General features: G+C 73.2%; 15 protein-coding genes. 6 read left to right on the forward strand and 9 right to left on the reverse strand.

Going from position 1 to position 20,256, the window contains the following annotated elements:
- Nucleotides 1–5: 5 nt before the first annotated feature.
- The gene (locus JQN84_RS15080; RefSeq protein WP_204959031.1) at nt 6–1,430 is read right to left on the reverse strand and encodes an amidase family protein; all 1,425 of its coding nucleotides are present in this window, start codon (nt 1,428–1,430) and stop codon (nt 6–8) included.
- A 396-nt stretch (nt 1,431–1,826) separates the two neighbouring features.
- Between JQN84_RS15080 and JQN84_RS15085 the strand changes: the two genes are divergently transcribed.
- A complete protein-coding gene (locus JQN84_RS15085; protein WP_204959032.1) occupies nt 1,827–2,924 on the forward strand; it encodes an alcohol dehydrogenase catalytic domain-containing protein in 1,098 nt (365 codons plus the stop codon).
- Between the two features lie 150 nt (nt 2,925–3,074).
- Here the strand turns inward: JQN84_RS15085 and JQN84_RS15090 are convergent, their stop codons facing one another.
- The gene (locus tag JQN84_RS15090; protein WP_204959033.1) at nt 3,075–3,920 is read right to left on the reverse strand and encodes a phytanoyl-CoA dioxygenase family protein; all 846 of its coding nucleotides are present in this window, start codon (nt 3,918–3,920) and stop codon (nt 3,075–3,077) included.
- 282 nt (nt 3,921–4,202) lie between these two features.
- Between JQN84_RS15090 and JQN84_RS15095 the strand changes: the two genes are divergently transcribed.
- From JQN84_RS15095 to JQN84_RS15110, 4 genes are all read left to right on the forward strand, one after another.
- Nucleotides 4,203–5,279, forward strand: coding sequence for a TauD/TfdA family dioxygenase (locus tag JQN84_RS15095; protein WP_204959034.1), 1,077 nt, complete (start codon nt 4,203–4,205; stop codon nt 5,277–5,279).
- Between the two features lie 10 nt (nt 5,280–5,289).
- Nucleotides 5,290–6,531, forward strand: a complete 1,242-nt coding sequence (locus tag JQN84_RS15100) for an argininosuccinate synthase domain-containing protein (RefSeq protein ID WP_204959035.1) — start codon at nt 5,290–5,292, stop codon at nt 6,529–6,531.
- Nucleotides 6,528–7,241 (forward strand): cyclase family protein, encoded by a 714-nt coding sequence (locus tag JQN84_RS15105; RefSeq protein ID WP_204959036.1) that lies wholly within the window; start codon nt 6,528–6,530, stop codon nt 7,239–7,241. Before JQN84_RS15100 ends, JQN84_RS15105 begins: the two co-directional genes overlap by 4 nt.
- 409 nt (nt 7,242–7,650) lie before the next feature.
- The gene (locus JQN84_RS15110; protein WP_204959037.1) at nt 7,651–8,316 is read left to right on the forward strand and encodes a helix-turn-helix transcriptional regulator; all 666 of its coding nucleotides are present in this window, start codon (nt 7,651–7,653) and stop codon (nt 8,314–8,316) included.
- Nucleotides 8,317–8,833: 517 nt separating this feature from the next.
- Here JQN84_RS15110 and JQN84_RS15115 read toward each other — a convergent pair.
- The 6 genes from JQN84_RS15115 to JQN84_RS15140 all read right to left on the reverse strand — a co-directional run bounded on the left by JQN84_RS15115 (nt 8,834) and on the right by JQN84_RS15140 (nt 17,308).
- Nucleotides 8,834–9,586: a VOC family protein gene (locus tag JQN84_RS15115; RefSeq protein ID WP_204959038.1), complete on the reverse strand. Its 753-nt coding sequence runs from the start codon at nt 9,584–9,586 to the stop codon at nt 8,834–8,836.
- Between the two features lie 103 nt (nt 9,587–9,689).
- The gene (locus JQN84_RS15120; protein WP_204959039.1) at nt 9,690–10,955 is read right to left on the reverse strand and encodes a glycosyltransferase; all 1,266 of its coding nucleotides are present in this window, start codon (nt 10,953–10,955) and stop codon (nt 9,690–9,692) included.
- Between the two features lie 167 nt (nt 10,956–11,122).
- Entirely contained in the window at nt 11,123–12,907 is a 1,785-nt protein-coding gene (locus tag JQN84_RS15125) for an ABC transporter ATP-binding protein (protein ID WP_204959040.1), read from the reverse strand.
- A complete protein-coding gene (locus JQN84_RS15130) occupies nt 12,904–14,799 on the reverse strand; it encodes an ABC transporter ATP-binding protein (RefSeq protein ID WP_281895994.1) in 1,896 nt (631 codons plus the stop codon). The genes JQN84_RS15125 and JQN84_RS15130 overlap by 4 nt, the downstream gene beginning before the upstream one ends.
- On the reverse strand, nt 14,796–15,707 hold the full coding sequence (locus JQN84_RS15135) for a glycosyltransferase family 2 protein (RefSeq protein ID WP_204959041.1): 912 nt from the start codon (nt 15,705–15,707) through the stop codon (nt 14,796–14,798). Before JQN84_RS15135 ends, JQN84_RS15130 begins: the two co-directional genes overlap by 4 nt.
- Before the next feature lie 173 nt (nt 15,708–15,880).
- Nucleotides 15,881–17,308 (reverse strand): ATP-grasp domain-containing protein, encoded by a 1,428-nt coding sequence (locus tag JQN84_RS15140; RefSeq protein WP_204959042.1) that lies wholly within the window; start codon nt 17,306–17,308, stop codon nt 15,881–15,883.
- 367 nt (nt 17,309–17,675) lie between these two features.
- Between JQN84_RS15140 and JQN84_RS15145 the strand changes: the two genes are divergently transcribed.
- Entirely contained in the window at nt 17,676–18,935 is a 1,260-nt protein-coding gene (locus JQN84_RS15145) for a glycosyltransferase (protein ID WP_204959043.1), read from the forward strand.
- A gap of 8 nt (nt 18,936–18,943) precedes the next feature.
- Here the strand turns inward: JQN84_RS15145 and JQN84_RS15150 are convergent, their stop codons facing one another.
- Entirely contained in the window at nt 18,944–20,239 is a 1,296-nt protein-coding gene (locus JQN84_RS15150) for an RNA polymerase sigma factor (protein WP_372445985.1), read from the reverse strand.
- Nucleotides 20,240–20,256 lie beyond the last annotated feature (17 nt).

Genomic DNA, 20,256 nt, shown 5'->3' on the forward strand with positions numbered 1-20,256 from the left:
TCCCGTCAGGGCTGCCGTACCGGCAGGTCGTCGGCGGTCACCGCGGTCAGTTCGGGGTGGCCGATGGGCGGCAGGACGGCGGCGAGCCGGCGGGCCACCGCCAGCGTCGTGCGGTCCTGCAGGTAGTCACCGGCCACCGCGATGCCGATCGGCAGGCCCCGCGAGTCGCGGCGGACCGGCACCACGGTGGACGGCAGGTAGCTGACCCCGGTCAGGCCGGCCCAGACGATCTGGTCCCAGTAGGGGCGGATCACCCCGTCGACGGTGACGGTGCGCTCCCCGAACGGCCGGTGGTCGTGCCGGGCGGCCAGGTTCGGCGCCACCGGCAGCAGGATCGCGTCGTAGCCGGCGAAGAACTGCCGCCACCGGGCCCGCAGCCGGTTCCGCTGGTCGTCGGCCTCCACCCAGTCGCGGTACCGCTGGGCGACGTGCTCGCCGCCGAGGACCGCGCTGGGCGAACGCCGCCCGGCGGCGATCTCGTCGACGTCCTCGGCGGAGTGCTCGGGCATCGCCACCGACGCCAGCAACCGCCGGAAGACACCGTCGCTGCCGGCGAGCCGTACCCCGGAGGGGCGGGCCTCCTCGACGACGACGCCGCTGTCGGCGAGCCGGTCGGCGGCGTCCCGCAGCGCGGCCCGGACCTCGGTGTCCACCGGGCAGTACGGGTCGTCGAACCAGGCCGCGACCCGGCGCACCGGACGCGGCGGCGGCAGCGACAGCCGCCACGCCGCGGCGTCCCAGGGATGCGCCACGGCGATCGCCGTCAGGGCGGTCTCCAGATCCTCCACGGTGCGGGCGATCGGGCCGACCACGGCGATGTCGGCCTCCCGGGGCTTGAACGGGTAGGGCGGCACGTGGCCGACCATCGGCACCGCCCGGTAGCTGGGCTTGTGGCCGAACACGCCGCAGACGCCGGCCGGCACCCGGATCGAGCCGGCCACGTCGGAGCCGAGCTCCAGCGGGGTGAATCCGGCCGCGACGGCACCGGCCGCGCCACCGGAGGACCCGCTGGTGGTGTACCCCGGATGCCACGGATTGCGGGCCACGCCGAACAGCTCGTTGTAGGACTGCAGGTCACCCGAGCCGGTCGGCACGTTGGTCTTGCCGAACACGACCACCCCGGCGGCCCGCAGCGCGGCCACCGCCGTGGCGTCCTCGCGGGGCTGATAGGTACGCAGGTCGGCCAGGCCCCCGGTGGTACGCAGGCCGGCGGTGGCGAGACAGTCCTTGATCGTCACGGCCACCCCGTGCAGGGGGCCCCACCGCTCCCCCCGGGCGGTCGCCTCGTCGGCCTGTCGGGCGCGTTCCCGCGCCCGCTCGTCGATGGTGACGACCAACCCCAGCCCGGCGTTGTGCCGGTCGATCCGGGCAAGCTGGGCGTCGAGGCACTCCCGGGCCGAGATGCGACGCGCGGCGATCGCGTCGGCCACCTGCCGCGCCGACCACCAGCACGGATCCGGGCCAGCCTGTCCAGCATCGGGCACCGTACGCCACCTCGTTCCGCTGTCGTCGTCAGGTCGTCGCCCACCCAGTCTTCGCGCCGGTCGTGGGCGCGCGCACCCCTCTCTTCAGCCCCCGATCGGCCATGGCCAAGCGGGGCCGGACGGCGGACGACCGGCTGCCCGCCGGACCGGAACCCGGGCCGCCCGTCGGGGCAGGGTCGGTGGGCCGCCCGTCGGGGCAGGGTCGGTGGGCCGCCCGTCGGGGCAGGGCGCAACGGCGGCCGTCGGCGGTTGGTCGGCGACGGCCCGGCTGGCCCAGGATCGCAGCGACCCCACCAGCGCCGGCGCGGCACCCCGTCCCGGCCCAGTCGCGAAGGTGCGCCGATGACCATGCCAGGAACGCGGGCCCCGGAGCCCGGCCGCCCGACCATGCGGGCGGTCGTCTACCACGGCCCGGGAGCGGTACGTGTCGACGAGGTGGAACTGCCGCGGCTGCAGCACCCGCGCGACGTGATCGTCCGGGTCACCCGCACCGCCGTGTGCGGCACCGACCTGCACCCGTACCGGGGGGAGCTGCCGGGGTTCGCGCCCGGCACGGTGCTCGGGCACGAGTTCGCCGGCACCGTCCACGAGGCCGGGGCGCAGGCCCCCTTCGCCGTCGGCACCCGGGTCTTCGCCTCGGACGTGGTGGCCTGCGGGCGCTGCACGGCGTGCGCCCGTGGTTGGCACTACCAGTGCCCGGCAGTGACCCTGTTCGGGTACGCCGACGTGGTGGGCACGCCGCTGGCCGGCGGGCAGGCCGAGTTCGTCCGGGTGCCCTTCGCCGACGTGGTGCTCGCCGCCACCCCCGACGACGTCACCGACGAGCAGGCCCTCTTCGTCGGTGACGTGCTGACGACCGGGCTGGCGGCGGTGCACGGCGCGCGGGTGGCCCCCGGTGACCTGGTCGCCGTGGTCGGCGCGGGCCCGGTCGGGCTGCTCGCCGGGCTCTGCGCGGTGACCGCCGGCGCCGCCCGGGTGGTGGTCGCCGACCCGACGCCGGCCCGGCGAGACCGGGCGGCCGACTTCGGGTTCACCGCGGTCGCCCCGGAGCAGCTCGACGAGGCGGTACGCGCCGGCGGTGGCCGCGGCGCGGACGCGGTCATCGAGGCGGTGGGCACCGATGCGGCGCTCGACTGCGCGGTACGGGCCGCCGCCGCGCACGCCACCGTCTGCGCGGTGGGCGCGCACCATTCCACCGCCATGCCCTTCCCCACCGGGCTCGCCTTCGCCCGGGAGCTGACGGTGCGCTTCGCCGTCGGGGATCCGATCCGGATGCGGGCGCCGGTGCTGGCGCTGATCCGGTCCGGTCGGCTGGATCCCAGCCGGATCGTCACACACCGGCTGTCGCTGACCGACGCCGGGTCGGCTTACCGGCTGTTCGACCGGCAGGAGGCGTTCAAGGTGGTGCTCTGCGTCGACCCGCCGACCCCGCCGGCCTGACCCCCACCGGCTCGGGCCGGACCGGGCGGGGACCGGGCGGGCGGGACGGCACCGGGGTCTCCCGGGTGAGGCGCAGGCGATGCACCAGCCGGGGCCGCCGCCCGCACCGGGCTCGGGCACGGGCGGGTGGCGGCCATCAGCGGTCCGTCCTCAGGCGGCAAGGGGGATGGGGACGACCTCCCGCTCGGCGAGGAAGTCCGGCCGCGGGCTCGCCACCGGCCGGGGCGCGTTGCGGACACCGTTGTAGACCATCAGCAGCATCGCCCGGTCGAACGGTGACAGGTTCGGCGACGAGGCGTGCAGCACGTTCGGGTGGAACATCAGCACGGACCCCGCCGGCCCCTTCGGGCTGACCAGCCCGCCCTGGTTGGCCAACCGGCGGATGACGGCCCGGTCGACCTGGAACTTCTCGGTGGCGGTGAGGGTCGCCAGCCAGTTCGGTCCGTCCTCGTAACCCGCCGGCATGCCCTCGGTGTCGGTGCCGGCCAGCAGCCCGTGCCGGTGCGAGCCGGGGATGAACGTCAGCGGGCCGTTGAACTCGTTGACCTCGTCCAGGAACACCGTGACGTTGACCAGGTCCGGCGTGGGGATCCCGTCACGGTCCCGCCAGTTGATGTAGTCCTGGTGCCACTCCCACTGGTCGCCGGCGAAGGCCGCCTTCAGGTTGACCTTCGACTGGTGCACGTACACTTCGTCGCCGAGCAACTGCCGGGCCGCCCCGGCCAGCTGCGCCGACTGGCTGACCCGGGCCACCACCGGATCGGTGCGGTGCGGTCCGTACACCGATCGGACGGTGACCCCGTCGCGCTCCAGGACCCGCTGCGGCCCTTCCTGGGCCAGGATCCGGGGGGTGGCCTCGACCAGTTCGGCCAGCAGATCGGCGGGCAGGTGGTGCGCGGGCAGCAGGAGGAACCCGTCGCGGTGATAGTCCGCCACCATCTCGGCGGTCAGCGCCGTGGGCTCTGCACTGGGCCGCGCGGCATCGATCCCGGCCATCTGCGCTCCCTTCTCGTATGCGAACGGAACCCCGCCGGTGTCCGGCGGTGTCCGGCTGGTCGGGGCCCGGCCACCGCGTGGCGGGCCCCGGTATCCCCGCTAGTCAACCTCCATCGTCGCGGCGGGTCTGCTCCTCATTGCGACCTGGTCAGCTGGGCAGGTCGACTGCGCGCGCCTCCTGCGCTTCCGCTGGGCGGCCGGCACGCACAGGGTGGAAACGTGCCGCGTCGGGGCCTGCCGGTCCGCCGATGCCTGAACGATCTCGCCGGGAGAGTGAGTCCGATGAGCAGCACCGAGTTCGAAGCCGGCGACCTCGACGAGGTCACCCTGACCGACGACGAGGCCGCCCTGATGCGCGGCCTGTGCGCCGAGGCCGTCGAAGCCATCGGCAACGCGGACCTGGGCACCCAGGCGACCATGACCACCGTGGAGTTGCTCGGTTGCCGGCTGCCCGAACGCCTGGTCGCAGCCCTGGTGACCTTCCGCTGCGTCGGCAGCCCGGGTGGCGCGCTGCTGGTGCGCAACGTGCCGGTCGACGATCGGCTGCCCACCACACCCACCGACGGCTACCTGCCGGACTGGCGTGCGGCCGGCATCGCGACGGCCGCCCAGCTGATGGTCATGTCCCACCTGGGCAACATCATCGGGTACGCCGACGAGAAGCGCGGCCGGGTCGTGCAGGACGTCGCCCCGATCGCCGGGGCGGAACACCAGCAGGAGAACAGCGGCTCGGCCTACCTGGAGCTGCACACCGAGAACGGTTTCCACCCGTTCAAGCCGGACTTCCTGAGCCTGCTGTGCCTGCGCCCCGACCACGACCGCAGCGGTCAGACGCTTACCGGAGCGGCGACGCGGGTGCGGTCCCGGCTCTCCGAGTCCTGTGTGGCCGTGCTGCGCCAGCCGTTGTTCCGGATCCAGTTCAGCAGTTCCTTCGCCCAGCTCGGTTCCACCGGCTACTCCGAGCCGGTGGCGGTGCTGTCCGGCCCGGCGGACGACCTGGAGCTGACCGCCGACTTCCACGCCATGGAACCGATGACCCGGACGGCCCGCCATGCCCTCGACGAGTTGGACGCCGTGCTGACCGCGTCGCTGACCTCGGTGGCGCTGGACGTCGGCAGCCTGCTGGTGGTCGACAACTGGCGGGCCGTGCACGGACGTACCGGATTCACCGCCCGCTACGACGGCACGGACCGCTGGCTGCGCCGGTGCTTCGCGGTGGCCGACCTGCGGCGTTCCCGGGCGGTCCGGGCAGCCGGCTCGCGGGTGTTCGCGCCGCTGACCGCCATCCTGGCTGACCGGTCGCCCGTGCAGTCGCCGGCGCCGCTGTCCGGCGGCACCGGCTCGACCATCTCGGCATGAAGGGTCCACGATGCGTCGTTTCATCACCACGCTGGACGAGTTGACCGCCCGACCGCCCCGGCACCTGGTGCTGCTGTACTCCGGTGGTCTGGACGGCACCTACCTGCTGCACCTGCTCCGGGACGCGCCGGTCGACACGACCGCGCTGAACGTCCGCATCGGTGCGCCGGACGGCGACGGCCGGGCCCGGGAGCTGGCCGCCCGGTTCGGCGCGGCATACCAGGAAGCCGACGTCACCGACGAGTTCTTCACCGAGGCGCTGCCCGCCGCGATCCACGCCGACGCCTACTACCAGGGCCAGTTTCCGGTCGGGTCCACGTTGAGCCGACCGCTGATGGCGCGGGCGGCGGTCCGGGTGGCCCGGACGGTCGGCGGCGACGCCGTCGGGCACACCGCGACCTACATGCAGAACAGTACGGCCCGGATCGGGCGCTCGGTCGCCGCGCTGGACCCGGAGCTGCACGTCGTCGCGCCGTTCCTGGGCTCGAACGTGACCCGGGCGCAGAAGCAGGCCCGGCTGGCGGAGGCAGGCGTCACCCTGCCCGACGCCGTGCACAGCGTCGACGTCAACCCGTGGGCCCGGGTCATCGAGAACGGCAGCCTGGAGACCCCGGAGAACCGGCTCGACGAGTCGGTGTTCACCCTCACCCGGGATGCGGTCGACTGCCCCGCGGAGCCGGCCGAGCTGACCCTGGCCTTCGCGGCTGGGCTGCCGGTGGCCCTGAACGGGGCCCCGCTGCCGTTGCACGATCTGGTGCCCCGGCTCACCGAGCTGGCCGGCCGGCACGGCGTCGGCCGGTACTCCGGGCTGGAGGACACCGCGTTCGGGGTGAAGAACCACGAAGTCCGGGAGTCACCGGCGGCGACGGTCATCACGACCGCGCACCGGGCGCTGGCCAACGCCGTCCTCGGCCCGCGCGAACACGCGGTACGGGCGCAGCTCTCCACCGAGTGGACCACCACGGCGGTGCAGGGCGGCTGGTTCAGCCACCTCGGGCGTACGCTGCGGCGGTGCCTGACCGAGCTGGACGAGCCGTTGACCGGCACCGTGCAGCTGCGGCTGTACCGGGGTGCGGTGACGGTGCTGAAGCTGGCCACGCCGCACGGGTTGCACTACGCCCGGCTCGGCGTCGACTTCCACCACTGGATGGACGACTACGGGTACGGCTCCTGGCACCAGCTGATGACCCTCGCCGACACCGCCCGCACCGCGGTCGACGGCACCGCACCCGATCGGAGCGAACGTCGATGAACACACCGGCACCGCAGCCGTCCCCGACCGCAGCCGGGTCCGCCGCCCGGCTGGTCGACCTGTCGCACGTGGTGCGGCACGGCATGACGACCTACCCGGGTCTGCCCGGCCCGCACATCGAGGACCACCTGTCGCGGGAGGAGTCCCGGGCCCGGTACGCGCCGGGCACCGAGTTCCAGATCGGTCGGATGACCCTGGTGGCGAACACCGGGACGTACCTGGACGCGCCGTTCCATCGCTTCGCCGACGGCGGCGACCTGTCCCAGGTGCCGCTGTCGCGGCTGGTGGACGTGCCGGGCGTGCTCGTCGACGTCGGGTCCACGCCGACGCCGGGCATCGGCGCGGACGCGTTCGCCGGCTGCGCCGTCAGCGGCCGGGCCGTGCTGATCCGCACCGGCTGGGACCGGCACTGGGGCACCGAGGCGTACGGTGCGCCCGGTCATCCGTTCCTGACCGCCGAGGCGGTCTCCTGGCTCGTGTCGCAGGGGCCGGCGGTGGTCGGCATCGACTCGGTGAACATCGACGACATGGCCGACCTGCACCGGCCGGCGCACACCGGCCTGCTGGCCACCGGCATCCCGATCGTCGAGCACCTGTGCGGGTTGGCGGCGCTGCCGGCGGAGGGTTTCCGCTTCCACGCCGCGCCGGTCGCCGTGGCCGGCATGGGCACCTTCCCGGTCCGGGCGTACGCGCTGGTCGACCCCGTCTGATCCGGACCGCGTACGCGCCGGTGGTCCGCCATCCGTGACGGATGGCGGCCCACCGGCGCGTACGCGGCAGGGCGCTGGTCGGTCACTGCGCAAGTCAGGAGGTGAGCGTCCCCGCCTGCCGATAGCACGATGGGTCTGTAGCCGATGGAGGTCGGCGGAGACGACTCACGCCATCCGGCGGGGGTCGACGTGCGGGGGCGACCCGGACGCACGAGGGCCGGCGGACGCCCGGCTCGTCCGCCGCCGCGGCTCGCACGGGCCGGGGCGGGCGCGTTCGGCGACGCGACTACCACCCTAGTCCAGGCGTCCCCGCGCCGCCGCCTCGCCGATCGGGCCTAGCCGATCGACGAGGGTACGACGTCCGCCGCCGGCCTCGGCACATCTCTGGCGACACAGTGGAGGTAATGACATGCACGGCATGCTGGAGGTCGACCACGACACGATGACCGTCGCGGTACTGGTGGACAACGAGGTTTTCGGCAGGGGCATCGAGGCGGTGCTCGGCAGTGTGCCGGAAGTGTCGACCGTGCACCGGTGCGGGTCGCGGGCGGACTACGAGACGCTGTCGCGGTTCGGTGGGATCGACTTCCTCATCGTCGCGCCGCCGGAGGCGCACTGGCTGGAGAACGAAGGCCGGGCGGTACGCGGCAGCACCCACGTCATTCTGCTGGTCGACGAGGCGACCACCACCAACGTCACCCAGCTCGCCTCGATGCCGGTGGACGGCTTCGTGTCCCAGCAACGCCTCACCGCCGACCTGCTCAGCGACACCCTGCGGCGCAGTCGTCGCGGGGAGCTGCCGATGCCGCCCGCGCTGACCCGTGCCCTGCTCGCCAGGGCCGACGAGCCAGGGCCGGGCACCCGTACCCGGACGGTGAACCTGACCGCCCGGGAGACCGAAGCCCTCACCCTGCTGGTGAAGGGGTTGAGCAACAAGCAGATCGCCCGCCGGTTGTCCATCTCCAGTCACGGCGCGAAGCGGCTGGTGGCGAGCCTCATGCTCAAGCTTGACTCGCCCAACCGGACCACCGCCGCGATCAACGCCATCCGGGCCGGCCTGGTGCAGTGCGACTAGCGCCCGGCGCCGTGCCAGGTCGACACCCGAGCGACCATCCGCGCCGCACCCGGTAGTGCCGAACCGGCTCGACCTCCACCACCGGGTCAGGCCGACCAGGACGGGTCGGGGGCGGACAGGTGGCAGCGACAGTGCGGTATCCCGATGGACCGAGCCTGACCTGCGAGGTCTACGTCGAGACGAGCCCGGCACAGCTCTGGGGCTGGTGACCGACAGCCACCTTCCACCCCGGCTGAGCCCCGAGTTGCAGCGGGTGGAAGCTCTTCGCGCTCACGCCCGAGTCGACCGGCACCCGGCTGGGCCATTCGGTGCGGATCGACCCCGGCCGCTCCGGGCTGAGCCTGGTCATCGACGAGGCTCCAGAGCACGAGGAGACGATCGTCGCGTCCCGTCTCGGCGAGCCACGCACCAACATGGAGCTGCCTGCACGGCATCAAGGCCCTGGCGGAGTGACGGCACCCCGGTCGGGGCGGGCGCGCGTCGCGCCCGTCCCGACCGGGCGGATGGTCACGCCGGGTCACTCCTGCAACACGGACAGGATGTTGCCGGCCGGGTCGCGGAACCAGGCGATCGGAGGGCCCTCGCCCCGGTAGATCCCCTTGGCGTCGACGTGGTCGTACGCCTCGAACCGCACGCCCCGGCCGACCAGCATGTCCACCGCCTGCTCGATGTCGTCGACCGGGAAGTTGAGTATCGTGTAGGTGGCGGGCTGGTGCTCGGGCTTGGGGTACACGAGCACCTCTCGACCGCCGGCCAGCCGCAGGTGGAGCATGCCGTACTCCTCGTAGACGTCGAGGCCCAACGTCTCGCCGTAGAACCTCCTCGCCGCCGGGATGTCGTCGACGGAGAATCCGTTGAACGCCGGCGAGAGCGCCAACGCCTCACCCGCCGGCGGCCGGTCACCCTGCTGTGCCGCGAGGTACTCCTCGCTGAGCTGGATGACCTGGACGTAGTTGCCGTCCGGGTCGAGCAGCGTGCCGAACAGCCCGTCCTCGCGTTCCTCCAGGGGCGCGAGCCACACCACCCCCATGGTGTCGAGGTGGGCGGCGACCGCGCGGGCGTCGTCGACCTCGAAGTTGAGGATCATGCGACCCGGTTCGGCGTTCTTGCCGGCGATGTCGTCACGACCGTCCACCAGCATGTCGAACCCGCCGAAGTCGAGAAACCCCGACGGCGTCACCGTCGGGGAGAAGGCGGCGACGTACCAGGCGCGCAGGCGTTCGGGATCGGTGGTGCCAAGCAGGATGCTGCCGAGCCGAAGTCGTGCCATGTGCTCCTCCTCGTGACGTTCCCTGTGGTCCTCTGCTGCGTCTATAACACGAACGCGGAAGGCTCTCGCCGCACCACGCTGCGCGGGGGCGGGCCGGGACGGCTCAACCCGGTGCGGCGGCACCGGTCCGCCGGGCGAGCGCGTCGGTCAGGTGGACGGACCGGCCGATGCGGTGCGCCTCCGCCAGCAGGGCCTCACCCCAGCGGGGCCAGAGCCCGGCCAGCCGGGAGGTGAGGACCACGGTGTCCGCCGCGTCGTCGTCCAACGGGGTACGCAGGCCGATCGTGTGGTGCCCCACGTGCGGGGTGCCGGCGGTCGCCCCGGCCAGCAGGCCCGCGTCGAAGTCCAGCAGGGTCGCGGCGGGCAGGGCCGCCGGCACCCGGCCACCCGCGCCGACGACGACCGGCCGGCCGGTCAGGTCCAGACGGGGCAGCTCGGTTGCCAGCTCGTCGGCGACGTCGATCAGGCGCGCGCGATCCGTCCAGGAGAGCAGGACCTGGTAGCTGAGCTCCAGGTCCAGCGGGCTGGCGCGCTGCATCAGCCGCCAGACGATCTCGATGGGTGGCTCGGGGTGCTTCGCCGTCAGCCGACGCAGGTTGACCATGCAGTCGGCCATGAGCGCGTCCATGTCCCGCTCGTGCGGGGCGTGCAGCGCCCACGCCTGCCGGCTGAGGCGGATGCCGACGCCGTCCTTGAACATCCGGTAGGCGAACTCCAGATCCTCCAGGCCCCAGCCGCGGAAGTCCTCGTCGAAGCCGCCCAGCCGCCGGAAGTCGTCGGCGCGCAGGGAGCAGTTCATCCCCCAGAAGAGCACCCACGGTGCGGCCAGCCGCCCGAGGTCGAAGTCACAGTCGACGAACTGCGGTTGACGGGTGTCGGCGAAGCTCGGGTCGCCGGTAAACCGGGCGACGACCTGCTCGGGCGGCAGCTCGGCGGCCGCCGACGACAGGCCGGGCGTGGTGACCCCGCCGATGTCGTACCCGTAGACGTAGCCGGCCACCGCCGTGCGCTCCCCGCCGACGTGCGCGGCGAGGTGACCCGCCAGGTAGTCCGGTCCGACGAAGGCGCCGGTGTCCAGGAACACCAGGATCGGGGCCGTGGCCAACCCGGCGCCGGCGTTACGCGCCGCACCCACCCGGTAGCCCTCGTCCGGCTGGAAGTGGTACCGGATGCGCAGCGTCCGCGCCGCCTCCCGCACCACCGCACGGGTGTCGTCGGACGACCCGTCGTCGGCGACGATGACTTCGAACGAGTCCGTCGGCAGCCGCTGACGCGCCAGGTTTCCCAGGGTCTGCCGGAGCATCCGGCTGCGGTTGAAGGTGGGGATGACCACCGACAGGTGCGCGCCGTTGCGGATTGAGGTCGACATGTCACCCTCCGAGTTGGCTCACCGGTCACCAGTCTGTCGACCGGGCTCCGCCGGCACATCTCGCAGCTTGCCGTCCTGCGCCGACCCGCGGCGGCGGAGAACCCCGGCGGCGGCGCGGCGGCGGGCGGCGACGCCCACCGGGCGCCGGGCCGGCACGCGCCGGACCGTCACTGGTAGGCCCTGGCCTGGAGCGCGTACAGCTCGGCGTACTGGCCGCCGGCGCGGACCAGCTCGGCGTGGCTGCCCACCTCGGCGATCCGGCCGTCGCGCACGACGATGATCCGGTCCGCCATCCGGACGGTGGAGAACCGGTGCGAGACGAGCACGGTGATCGCACCGGTCACCGCGGCGACCCGGCGGGACTGTTCGGCGTACCGTTCGAACAGGCCGTGCTCGGCCTCCGGATCCAGCGCCGAGGTGGGCTCGTCGAGCACCAGCAGCAGCGGGGTCTGGCGCATCAGCGCCCGGCCGAGCGCCAGCTTCTGCCACTGTCCACCGGAGAGTTCCGCGCCGTCGGCGTACCTCTTGCCGAGCGGGGTCTCCAGCCCGCCCGGCAGGTGGTCGAGCAGGTCGGCGCCCCGGGCGCGGTCCAGCGCCGCCCGCACCGCAGCGGCGTCGTCGATCTGGGCCAGGTCGCCCACGCCCACCGCCTGCCGGGCGAGCAGCTCGTAGCGGACGAAGTCCTGGAAGCCGGCGGCGATCCGCTGCCGCCAGGCCTCGATGGGCAGCTCGCGCAGGTCCACGCCGTCGACCAGCAGCCGGCCCCGGGTCGGCTGGTAGAAGCCGCACAGCAGCTTGACCAGGGTGGTCTTGCCGGCTCCGTTCTCGCCGACGACCGCGACGACGGACCCGGCGGGCAGGGCGAGGTCGACGCCGCGCAGCGCGACCGCGTCGCTGGCGGGGTAGCTGAACTCGACGTCGTCGAAGACGATGCCGGCCCGTAGCCGCTCCGGCGGGGGGTGACCGGCGGACGTCGGGTCGGGCCCGGCGACCGTGGCGCTGATCTGTTCCAGCCGGCGGTAGGTGCTGGCCATCCGGTAGAGGTCCTGCATCAGCGCGACCGCCGTGGTGACCTGCTGGTTGACCTGGGCGGCGAGGGCCACGGCGAGCACCACCGCGCCGACGCTGTGCCGCCCGGTGGTGGCGTCGCGCAGGATCAGCAGGACGCCGCCCACGTACGCGGCGGCGAAGACCAGCTGCCCGGCCACCTGGGTAACGGCGGCCGCGGTCCGCGCCCGGTGCAGCCCGGCGGTGGCGTTCGCCCACAACTCGGCACGCCGGTGGCGCAGCTGCTCCTCCAGCCGGAAGACCCGTACCTCGCCGGCGTGGCGGGAGGAGGTGGCCAGGCCGAACAGGTTGAGCGAGAGGCGGACGGACTCGGCGTTGGCGGTCTTGGCCGCGTCGAGCCGCCGCTCGGCCAGCCGCCCGGTGTACAGCGGGGGGATCGCCGCCAGCGGCAGCAGCAGGAGCAGCGGGTGCAGCCGGGCCAGCAGCACGGCGGTCACCACCATGGCGAGCACCAGGCTCACCCCGCCGAACAGCGCCTCCAGCCCGGTGCGGAAGCGGCGGCCCTCGTGTTGCAGGACGGTCAGCGAGTCGGCCTGCTCGGCCTGCTCGTGGTGGGCGATGCCGACAGCCCCGTTGGAGAGGGCGATCAGTTTGCGGTCGAAGTCGATCTCGGCGAGTTCGGACAGTTCGAAGTAGAGCACGTGGGCGAAGTGGCTGAAGGTGAGCGAGACGATGGCCGCGACGGCGACCAGGACGCCGTACAGCGCCCCGTCGCGCCAGCGCCCCGCCACCACGGCGTCGGTCATCGCGCCGAGGCCGACGGCGAGCAGGGGCGCCGCGACCGCGCCGCAGGCCATCAGGACGATCGAGGCGATCGTGCGGGCGCGGTCCATCCGCCAGGCGGTGCCCAGGAGCTGCCGACAACCGGCGAGTACGTTGATCACGTCGCCACCTCCTCGGGCTGCGCGGTGCCGGTGAACCTGTCGGCCTGCAACCGGAACAGCCGGGCGTACCGGCCGTCGAGGGCGACCAGTTCGTCGTGGCTGCCCTGCTCGGCGACCTTGCCGTCGGTCAGCACGACGATGTGGTCGGCCTGCCGCACGGTGGAGAAGCGGTGTGAGATCAGCAGGGTGGTGGCACCCTGGGTCAGTTCGGCGAACTCGTCGAAGAACCGGGCCTCGGCGCGGACGTCGAGACTCGCGGTGGGCTCGTCGAGGACCACGACGGGTGAGCCGTGGCGCAGCGCGAACAGGGCACGGGCCAGCGCCACCCGCTGCCACTGCCCGCCGGACAGGTCGGTGCCGCCGGCGGTCTGCTTGGTCAACGGCGTGTCCAGCCCCCGGGGCAGCCGGCCCAAGTCGTCGGCTATGCCGGCGGCCCGGGCCGCGTGCTCGATGCCCTCGCGGTCGTCGGCCGCCTCGATCGCGCCGTAGCCGATGTTCACCGCGGCCGAGATCTCGTAGCGGGCGAAGTCCTGGAAGATGACGCCGAGCTTGCGACGCCACTGCACGACCGGGTACGTGCGGATGTCGACCCCGTCGACCCGGATCGCGCCGCCGGTCGGCTCGTAGAGCCGGGCGAGCAGCTTGACCAGGGTGGTCTTGCCGGCCCCGTTGAGGCCGACGATCGCCGTGCAGCGGCCCACCGGGATCGTCAGGTCGAGCTGGTCAAAGACGAGCCGGTCCTGCCGGGGGTAGGAGAAGGACACCTGGTCGAAGTGGATCGTGGCGACCGGGTCGGGTACGGCGGCCGGCGCGACCGCGGCCGGCTGGGCCGGATCCCCGTCGCGCACCTCGGCCGGGTACGCGTCGACCCGCTCCGCGAACCGCCCGACGGCATCGTAGGCGGTCATTCCCACGGCGATCTGGTTGTCCGCCTCGGGATAGAACTCCGACAGCCGCAGCGCACCGAGGCTGGCCTGCATGACCAGCGCGAACCCGGTGAGGGTGAGCTGCTCGGCCGCGGCGGTCCCGGTGAAGGCGAAGACCATGCCAGTGAGCACCAGCCCGACCACCGCGTACCGGAAGAAGGGCCAGAGATAGAGCCGTCGGCGGGCTACCCACAGGGGAGCCAGCCAGGACCGGTACGCCTCTTCGAGCGTCGAGGTCAGCCAGCCGGCGAGCCCGAAGACGCGGATCTCCTTGCCGGCCGCCGGCTGGATGCCGAGGTCACGCAGGTAGTCGATCCTGCGTTCGGGCCCGTCGAGGGCGTAGCGCAGCCGGGAGTAGTGGCGGATGCCGTTGCGCTGGCCGTAGCGGAACAGCAGCACCACCACGACCAGGGCCAGGGCCGCCCACCAGGCGAACGCGAGCGCGATGACCGCCGCATAGCCGATCAACTGCACGTACCGAGCGCCGAGGCCGAGCAGGCCGGCGCAGGCCTGGCCGGGGCTCTGGAAGCCGTACTGCACCTCGGCGACGGCCGCCCTGAGGTCCTGCAGCGCCGCCTGGTCCTCCAGCGGCGCGATGCCCCGGGAGCGCAGGGCGGCGGCCATCAGCTCGTCGAACATCTGCCCGTCGATCCGGCGGGCCACCAGTTCGCCGAGCGAGCCCTGGAAGGGCGCGACGATCTGCTGGCCGACGAAGGCCGCCGCGGCCACCGCGAAGATGGCCAGCACGGTGCGCCAGACCGCCGAGCCCGTGCCGCCGGCGACCGCCTCGGGCACCCGGCCGAGCAGTTCGCTCGTGGCGACCACGAAGACCACCGGCAGGACACCCAGCAGCACGTTGATCGTGGCGAGGCCGACGACCAGCCCCATCCCGGCGCGCGGCAGGATCTTCACGATGCTCCACCGCTTGGCGAGCTCCGCCAGCGCGGTGTTCCACCAGGTCGTCACCGGGCGTGCTTCCCGTCCATCCGGGTGGCGGCAGGCGGCAGACGGAGCGCGGCGATCACGTCGTTGATGTTGAACGGGTGGATCGTCGGGGCAGCCAGCAGCAACGGCATCACCGGGGAGCGATACTTCTCGATCATGCAGTGGTAGTTGACCATCATGCTCTTCAGGTTCTGCGCGAAGTCCTTGGGATGCGGGTAGTGCACGGCGCTGGCGGCCCGGTCGAGCACGAAGCGGGCGTCGTCGCAGTGCAACCGGTAGGCCAGGTCCAGGTCGTCGCCACCGGTGTTGCGGAAGCTCTCGTCGAACATCCCCACGTCGCGGAGTTGGCTGGTACGCGCCGAGACGTTGCATGTCCAGTACATGATCCAGGGGGCCGGCAGGTCGGCGAAGTCGTCGTGGTAGCGACGGTAGAACTCGTCACGCACGTCGGGATGCTCACCCCGGGCGGCGAACCCGGCGATCGTCGCGTCGGCGTCCCACGGGTCGATCATCCGCTCCAGCTCACTGTCGTCGCCGTCGAGGGTGAAGCCGTAGACGTAGCCGATGACCGCGAGCGGGTCGGGCGTCGACTCGTGGCGGGCCAGGTGCGCGGCGAGCAGGCCGGAGTGCGCCATGACGCCGGAGTCGAGCAGCACGCAGATCTCACCCGTCGCGCGCCGGATGCACCGGTTGCGGGCCCGGGTGACCCCGACGCCGTCGTGCTCCTGGAAGAGGTGGTGCAGGTCGAGCCGGTCCCGGTACCGGTCGATCACCGACGCGGTGTGGTCGGTGGACCCGTCGTCGCCGATCAGGACCTCGAACCGGTCGGTCGGCAGGCTCTGCCGGCTCAACGACTCCAGTGTGTAGGCGAGCAGGTCGGCCCGGTCGTAGGTCGGGATCACCACGCTACAGCGCCGCGAGTTGGCCATCTTGTCTCCTGGTGGTCAGCGGCTCGACCGAGGCCCGCCCCCGGCGGTGCCCGCCCCGCCCACACGTGTCACCACGTGTGGGCGGGCAGCAGTGCCGGGAACCGGAATCCGCGCGGGCGACATGCGCGGCAATCGATCGAGGTTAACAGATTCTCCGGTGGTCGTGACGGTCCTCATCGGGCGGTCGCGGCCATCTGACCGGGCGGTCCGCCGGCGTCGCGCGGCTCGTCGGACGAGCCGGCCGCGGGCGTCGGGCAGCTCGTCGGGGTGGGCGCCCCCGGCCCGGTCCCGGCGCGCGTCGGGGGCGAGTCGATCTGCGCCAGCACGTCCCGGACGACGGCCTCGGCCTCGGCGGCGCTGGAGCCGGCCGCGACCAGCGCCATCATCGGTTCCGGGAAGGCGAGCCCCCGCACCGCCGTCGGGTACACCCGCAACCCGGCCGCCCAGGCCCGCAGGAAGGCCGGTCGTACCCGGTCGCGGTAGGAGACCGGACCCGGCCCGCGGACGCTGCTCAGGTCGTGCGACGACAGGGTCAGGTCCCGTTCCGCCCGCCAGGCGGTGAGCAGGCCGATCGAGTGCATGGCGCCGCTGCGGCGGGCGTTGATCTCGCTCAGGTAGATCTCCCCGTCCGCGCCGGCGATCAGGTCCACGCAGAGCCAGCCCCGGAACCCCAGTTCCCCGGCCGCCGCGCCGAGCCGGTGGCCGAGGGGGACGATCCGGTCGGCCACCTCGGTCGGCAGCGATCCCACCCCGACGTTGACGCTCTGGAAGAGGTGCCCCCGCGTGGTGGTCACCGCGCTGAGCACGAGGTCGGCGACGCCACCGTCGACGACCCGGAAGTCGAGCGCGGGGCAGCCCAGGCCCGGGGCGTGGGCGACGAACTCCTGCACGATCAACGGGTAGGTACGGAAGTAGGGGTCGTCGTGCATCCGGTCCCAGAAGCCGGCGACGCTGTCGTCGTCGGAGTCCACCACGGCCGATCCCTGCCCGCCCACCCCGTACGGGCTCTTGACGATGGCCCGCGGGTGCCGGCGCAGGGTCGCGGCCAGCGCGCCACGCAACTCGTCGCGGTCGGCCACGATGACCGACCGTGCCGTCGGGATCCTGAGGTCCCGGGCCAGGTCCAGGCAGCTGAGCTTCGAGTCGAGGTAGCGGCTGGCCCACTCGTTCTCGCGGGTCACACCGTCGACGTCCACCCGCTGTCCCCAGCTCCGGATGGTCTCCACCAGCAGGAACAACTCCGGTGTCGCGCCCCAGGACAGCAGCCGGACCGGGCGTCCGCCGAGCGCCTGGCGCAGGGTGGCCAGCGCGGCCGCGTCGTGCATCAGGTCGCTCAACAGCCGGCCGGTACGCGGCTGCGGCGACACCACCGGCGGCGGCGCCGACCCGAGCGCCTCGTGCACGTCGGCGAACCACAGCGGGTCGTAGCCGGCCGGCAGCAGGAGCACGCGGTCCGCCGTGCTCCAGAAGACGGCCTGGTCGGCGAGGTAGGCGCCGAATTCGAGGTAGCCGCCGGCGGCCCGCGGGCCGAGGTCCACGCGCGCATTACGGACGTTGAACTCGCCGTTGTTCGGTACGACCAGATCGATCGGGCCAGGCATGGGTCACCCTTTCGTCGGCTCCGGTGACAGCGGGACGGCGGCACCGCAACGGTGGCCTCGGGACGATCACGCGCAACGGACCCACCCCGGCGCTGCTCGACGGCGGTGGGGGAGGCTCGGCACGCCAGTCCGACCGGGTGACGCGCCCGGCGACACGGTGGCCACAGTGCCGGTGTCCGGGCCCGCGCCGAGCGGCAGGCGGGCGACGAAGCTCCGCCCCAGCGTGCCGGCGCGGCCGCCCGGGGCGCATCTTCGTACGTGCGCTCGCCGCCGTCGCCGCCCTTCGGCACAGGACGGCAAGCTGGGAGATGTGCCGGCCACCGCCGGTCGTCAGACTGTCGTCGGTGGCCCAACCGGAAGGGTGCCCATGTCACGTCCCATCTCGACCGAGCCGCACCTGTCGGTCGTCATCCCGACCTACAACCGCGCCGAGACGCTGCGCCAGACGCTGGAGCACCTGGCGCGGCAACGGATGCCGACCGAGATGTTCGAGGTCATCGTCTCCGACGACGGTTCGTTCGACGACACCCGCGCCGTGGTGGACGACGCCGCGGCCACGCTGCCCATCCGCTACCACTTCCAGCCGGACGACGGCTTCCGGGCCGGGGCCGCGCGCAACGCCGGCGCCCGGATGGCCCGCGCGCCGATCCTGGTCTTCCTGGACACCGGCACCTTCGTCGCCCCGGACTTCCTGGAACTCCTCCTCGCCGAGCACGCCGGGGCCCGGCGCACCGCGCTGATCGGCTACTCCTGGGGCTACGACATCGACGGCACGATGCCCGGCCTGGCGGAGGCGATGGACGGGGTGCTGCCCGAGGACGTCGTCGCCCGGTACCGCGACGTGCCGAGTTTCGCCGACCCGAGGCACCGGCAGTTCGCCGCCGGTGACTTCGACCTGGGGTTGCTGGCCACGCCGTGGGTGCTGTTCTGGTCGCTGAACTGCTCCGTGCGCGCCGAGGACTTCTGGCGGGTCGGCGGCTTCGACGAGGAGTTCCGCCGCTGGGGCGTGGAGGATCTGGAACTCGGCTACCGACTGTTCAAGGACGGTGTCGGCTTCCGCCTGACCCGGACGGCATGGGGGCTGCACGCGCCCCAGGGCCGGGACCGGGACGCGAACATGGTCGACGGCAAGGCCAACGTGCAGCCGTTCCTCACCAAGCATCCCGAGCCCCCCGTGGAGATCATCTGGAAGCTGATGCAGCGGACCAATCTGCTGGATCTGGAGGACAACTACCGGTTCCTGCTCACCCATGCCGAGCGGGTGCGGGCGGTCGAGGTGACAGCCGAGGTGGAGCGGGAACTGTCCCACCTCGACCCGGCGGGCGGGACGGCCATCCTCGGCGCGGGCGGCCGCCTGCCGGCGGGGTTGCGCCGCGCGGCGTTGGTGGACTTCGACGCCGACCTGCTGGCGAAGGCCGCTTCCGGCAGCCCGCACACGGCACACCACGCGATCGGCCTGCGCACGTCGTTGGCCGACGACGCGGTGGAGACCGTGTTGCTCACCTCCCGGCTCGCCGGGCTCTGGTCCCGCTGGGGCCCGGACCTGCTCACGGAGGCGCACCGGATCGGCCGCTCGGTACGCCTCACCGAGGCGCTGGCCCGGCAGGTCCGCGCCCTGCCGTACTGAACCGAGGCTCAGCCACGCTCGACGACGCCGGGCGGCGGGCCGGCCGCTTCCTCCCCCAGCTCGGTCAGCCGCCGGGTAAGGTAGCGGCGTTCCGGCTCGCTGGCCGGCAACGCCAGCGCCTCCCGGTAGCTGGTCGCCGCCTCCCGGTGCCGGCCCAGGCGGCGCAGCAGGTCGGCCCGGACGGCGGGCAGCAGTCGATAGGTGGCGGCGTCGGCGGTCAGCTCGTCCACCAGGCGCAGGCCGGCCGCCGGTCCCTCGGCCATCGCCACCGCCACCGCCCGGTTGACCTGCACCACCGCCGACGGCACCAGCCCGGCCAGCCGCTGGTAGAGCGCGGCGATCCGGGTCCAGTCGGTGTCCTGCGCGCGGGGCGCGGAGGCGTGGCAGGCGGCGATCGCCGCCTGGATCTGGTACGGGCCGGGCCGGGCCCGCCGCATCGCCTCGTCCAGCAGGGCCAGCCCTTCGGCGATCGCGGCGCGGTCCCAGCGGGAGCGATCCTGCTCCTCCAGCGTGACCAGCTCACCGGCGCCGTCGAGCCGCGCCCCGCGTCGGGCGTGGTGCAGCAGCATCAACGCGAGCACCCCGAGCGCCTCGGGCTCGTCGGGCATCAACCCGGCGAGGGTACGGGCCAGCCGGATCGCCTCGTCGCAGAGCCCCTGCCGGACCAGGTTCGGCCCGGCGCTGGCCGTGTGGCCCTCGTTGAACATCAGGTACAGCACGCCGAGCACGCCGTGGACCCGCTCGGGCAGCAGATGCGCCGGGGGCACCCGGTACGGGATGCCGGCGTGCCGGATCTTGCGTTTGGCCCGGACCAGGCGCTTGGCCATGGTCGCCTCGCTGGTCAGGAAGGCGCGGGCGATCTCGGCGGTGGTGAGCCCGGCGAGGGTGCGCAGGGTCAACGCGACCCTGGCCTCCAGCGCCAACGCCGGATGGCAACAGGTGAAGATCAGCCGTAGCCGGTCGTCGGTGATGCCGCTGGCGTCCGATGTCGCACCGATCCCGTCGAGGTTCTCCTCGGTGAGCACCGCCACCTCCCGCAGCCTGGCCGCCTCGACCGCCGAGCGGCGCAGCCGGTCCAGGGCCCGGTTGCGGGCGGTGGTGGTGAGCCAGGCCGCGGGGCGGTGGGGCACGCCGTCCCGCGGCCAACGCTCCAGGGCCTGCGCGAAGGCGTCCTGGGCGCACTCCTCGGCCAGGTCCCAGTCCCCGGTCAGGCGGATCACCGTGGCGACGATGCGCCCCCACTGCTCGCGGTAGGTGTCCTGCACGGCCACCCGGACCGCTTCGCCGATCGTCTCTGCCGTCACACCGAGCCTCTGGTCTG

The organism is Micromonospora humidisoli, from assembly GCF_016900955.1.
GTDB classification, from domain to species: domain Bacteria; phylum Actinomycetota; class Actinomycetes; order Mycobacteriales; family Micromonosporaceae; genus Micromonospora; species Micromonospora wenchangensis.

Bases quoted from the DNA above. Each gene is read 5' to 3' on its own strand.
- JQN84_RS15085 (WP_204959032.1), top strand. From the start codon at position 1,827: ATGACCATGCCAGGAACGCGGGCCCCGGAGCCCGGCCGCCCGACCATG.
- JQN84_RS15090 (WP_204959033.1), bottom strand. From the start codon at position 3,920: ATGGCCGGGATCGATGCCGCGCGGCCCAGTGCAGAGCCCACGGCGCTG.
- JQN84_RS15095 (WP_204959034.1), top strand. From the start codon at position 4,203: ATGAGCAGCACCGAGTTCGAAGCCGGCGACCTCGACGAGGTCACCCTG.
- JQN84_RS15100 (WP_204959035.1), top strand. From the start codon at position 5,290: ATGCGTCGTTTCATCACCACGCTGGACGAGTTGACCGCCCGACCGCCC.
- JQN84_RS15105 (WP_204959036.1), top strand. From the start codon at position 6,528: ATGAACACACCGGCACCGCAGCCGTCCCCGACCGCAGCCGGGTCCGCC.
- JQN84_RS15110 (WP_204959037.1), top strand. From the start codon at position 7,651: ATGCACGGCATGCTGGAGGTCGACCACGACACGATGACCGTCGCGGTA.
- JQN84_RS15115 (WP_204959038.1), bottom strand. From the start codon at position 9,586: ATGGCACGACTTCGGCTCGGCAGCATCCTGCTTGGCACCACCGATCCC.
- JQN84_RS15120 (WP_204959039.1), bottom strand. From the start codon at position 10,955: ATGTCGACCTCAATCCGCAACGGCGCGCACCTGTCGGTGGTCATCCCC.
- JQN84_RS15135 (WP_204959041.1), bottom strand. From the start codon at position 15,707: ATGGCCAACTCGCGGCGCTGTAGCGTGGTGATCCCGACCTACGACCGG.
- JQN84_RS15140 (WP_204959042.1), bottom strand. From the start codon at position 17,308: ATGCCTGGCCCGATCGATCTGGTCGTACCGAACAACGGCGAGTTCAAC.
- JQN84_RS15145 (WP_204959043.1), top strand. From the start codon at position 17,676: ATGTCACGTCCCATCTCGACCGAGCCGCACCTGTCGGTCGTCATCCCG.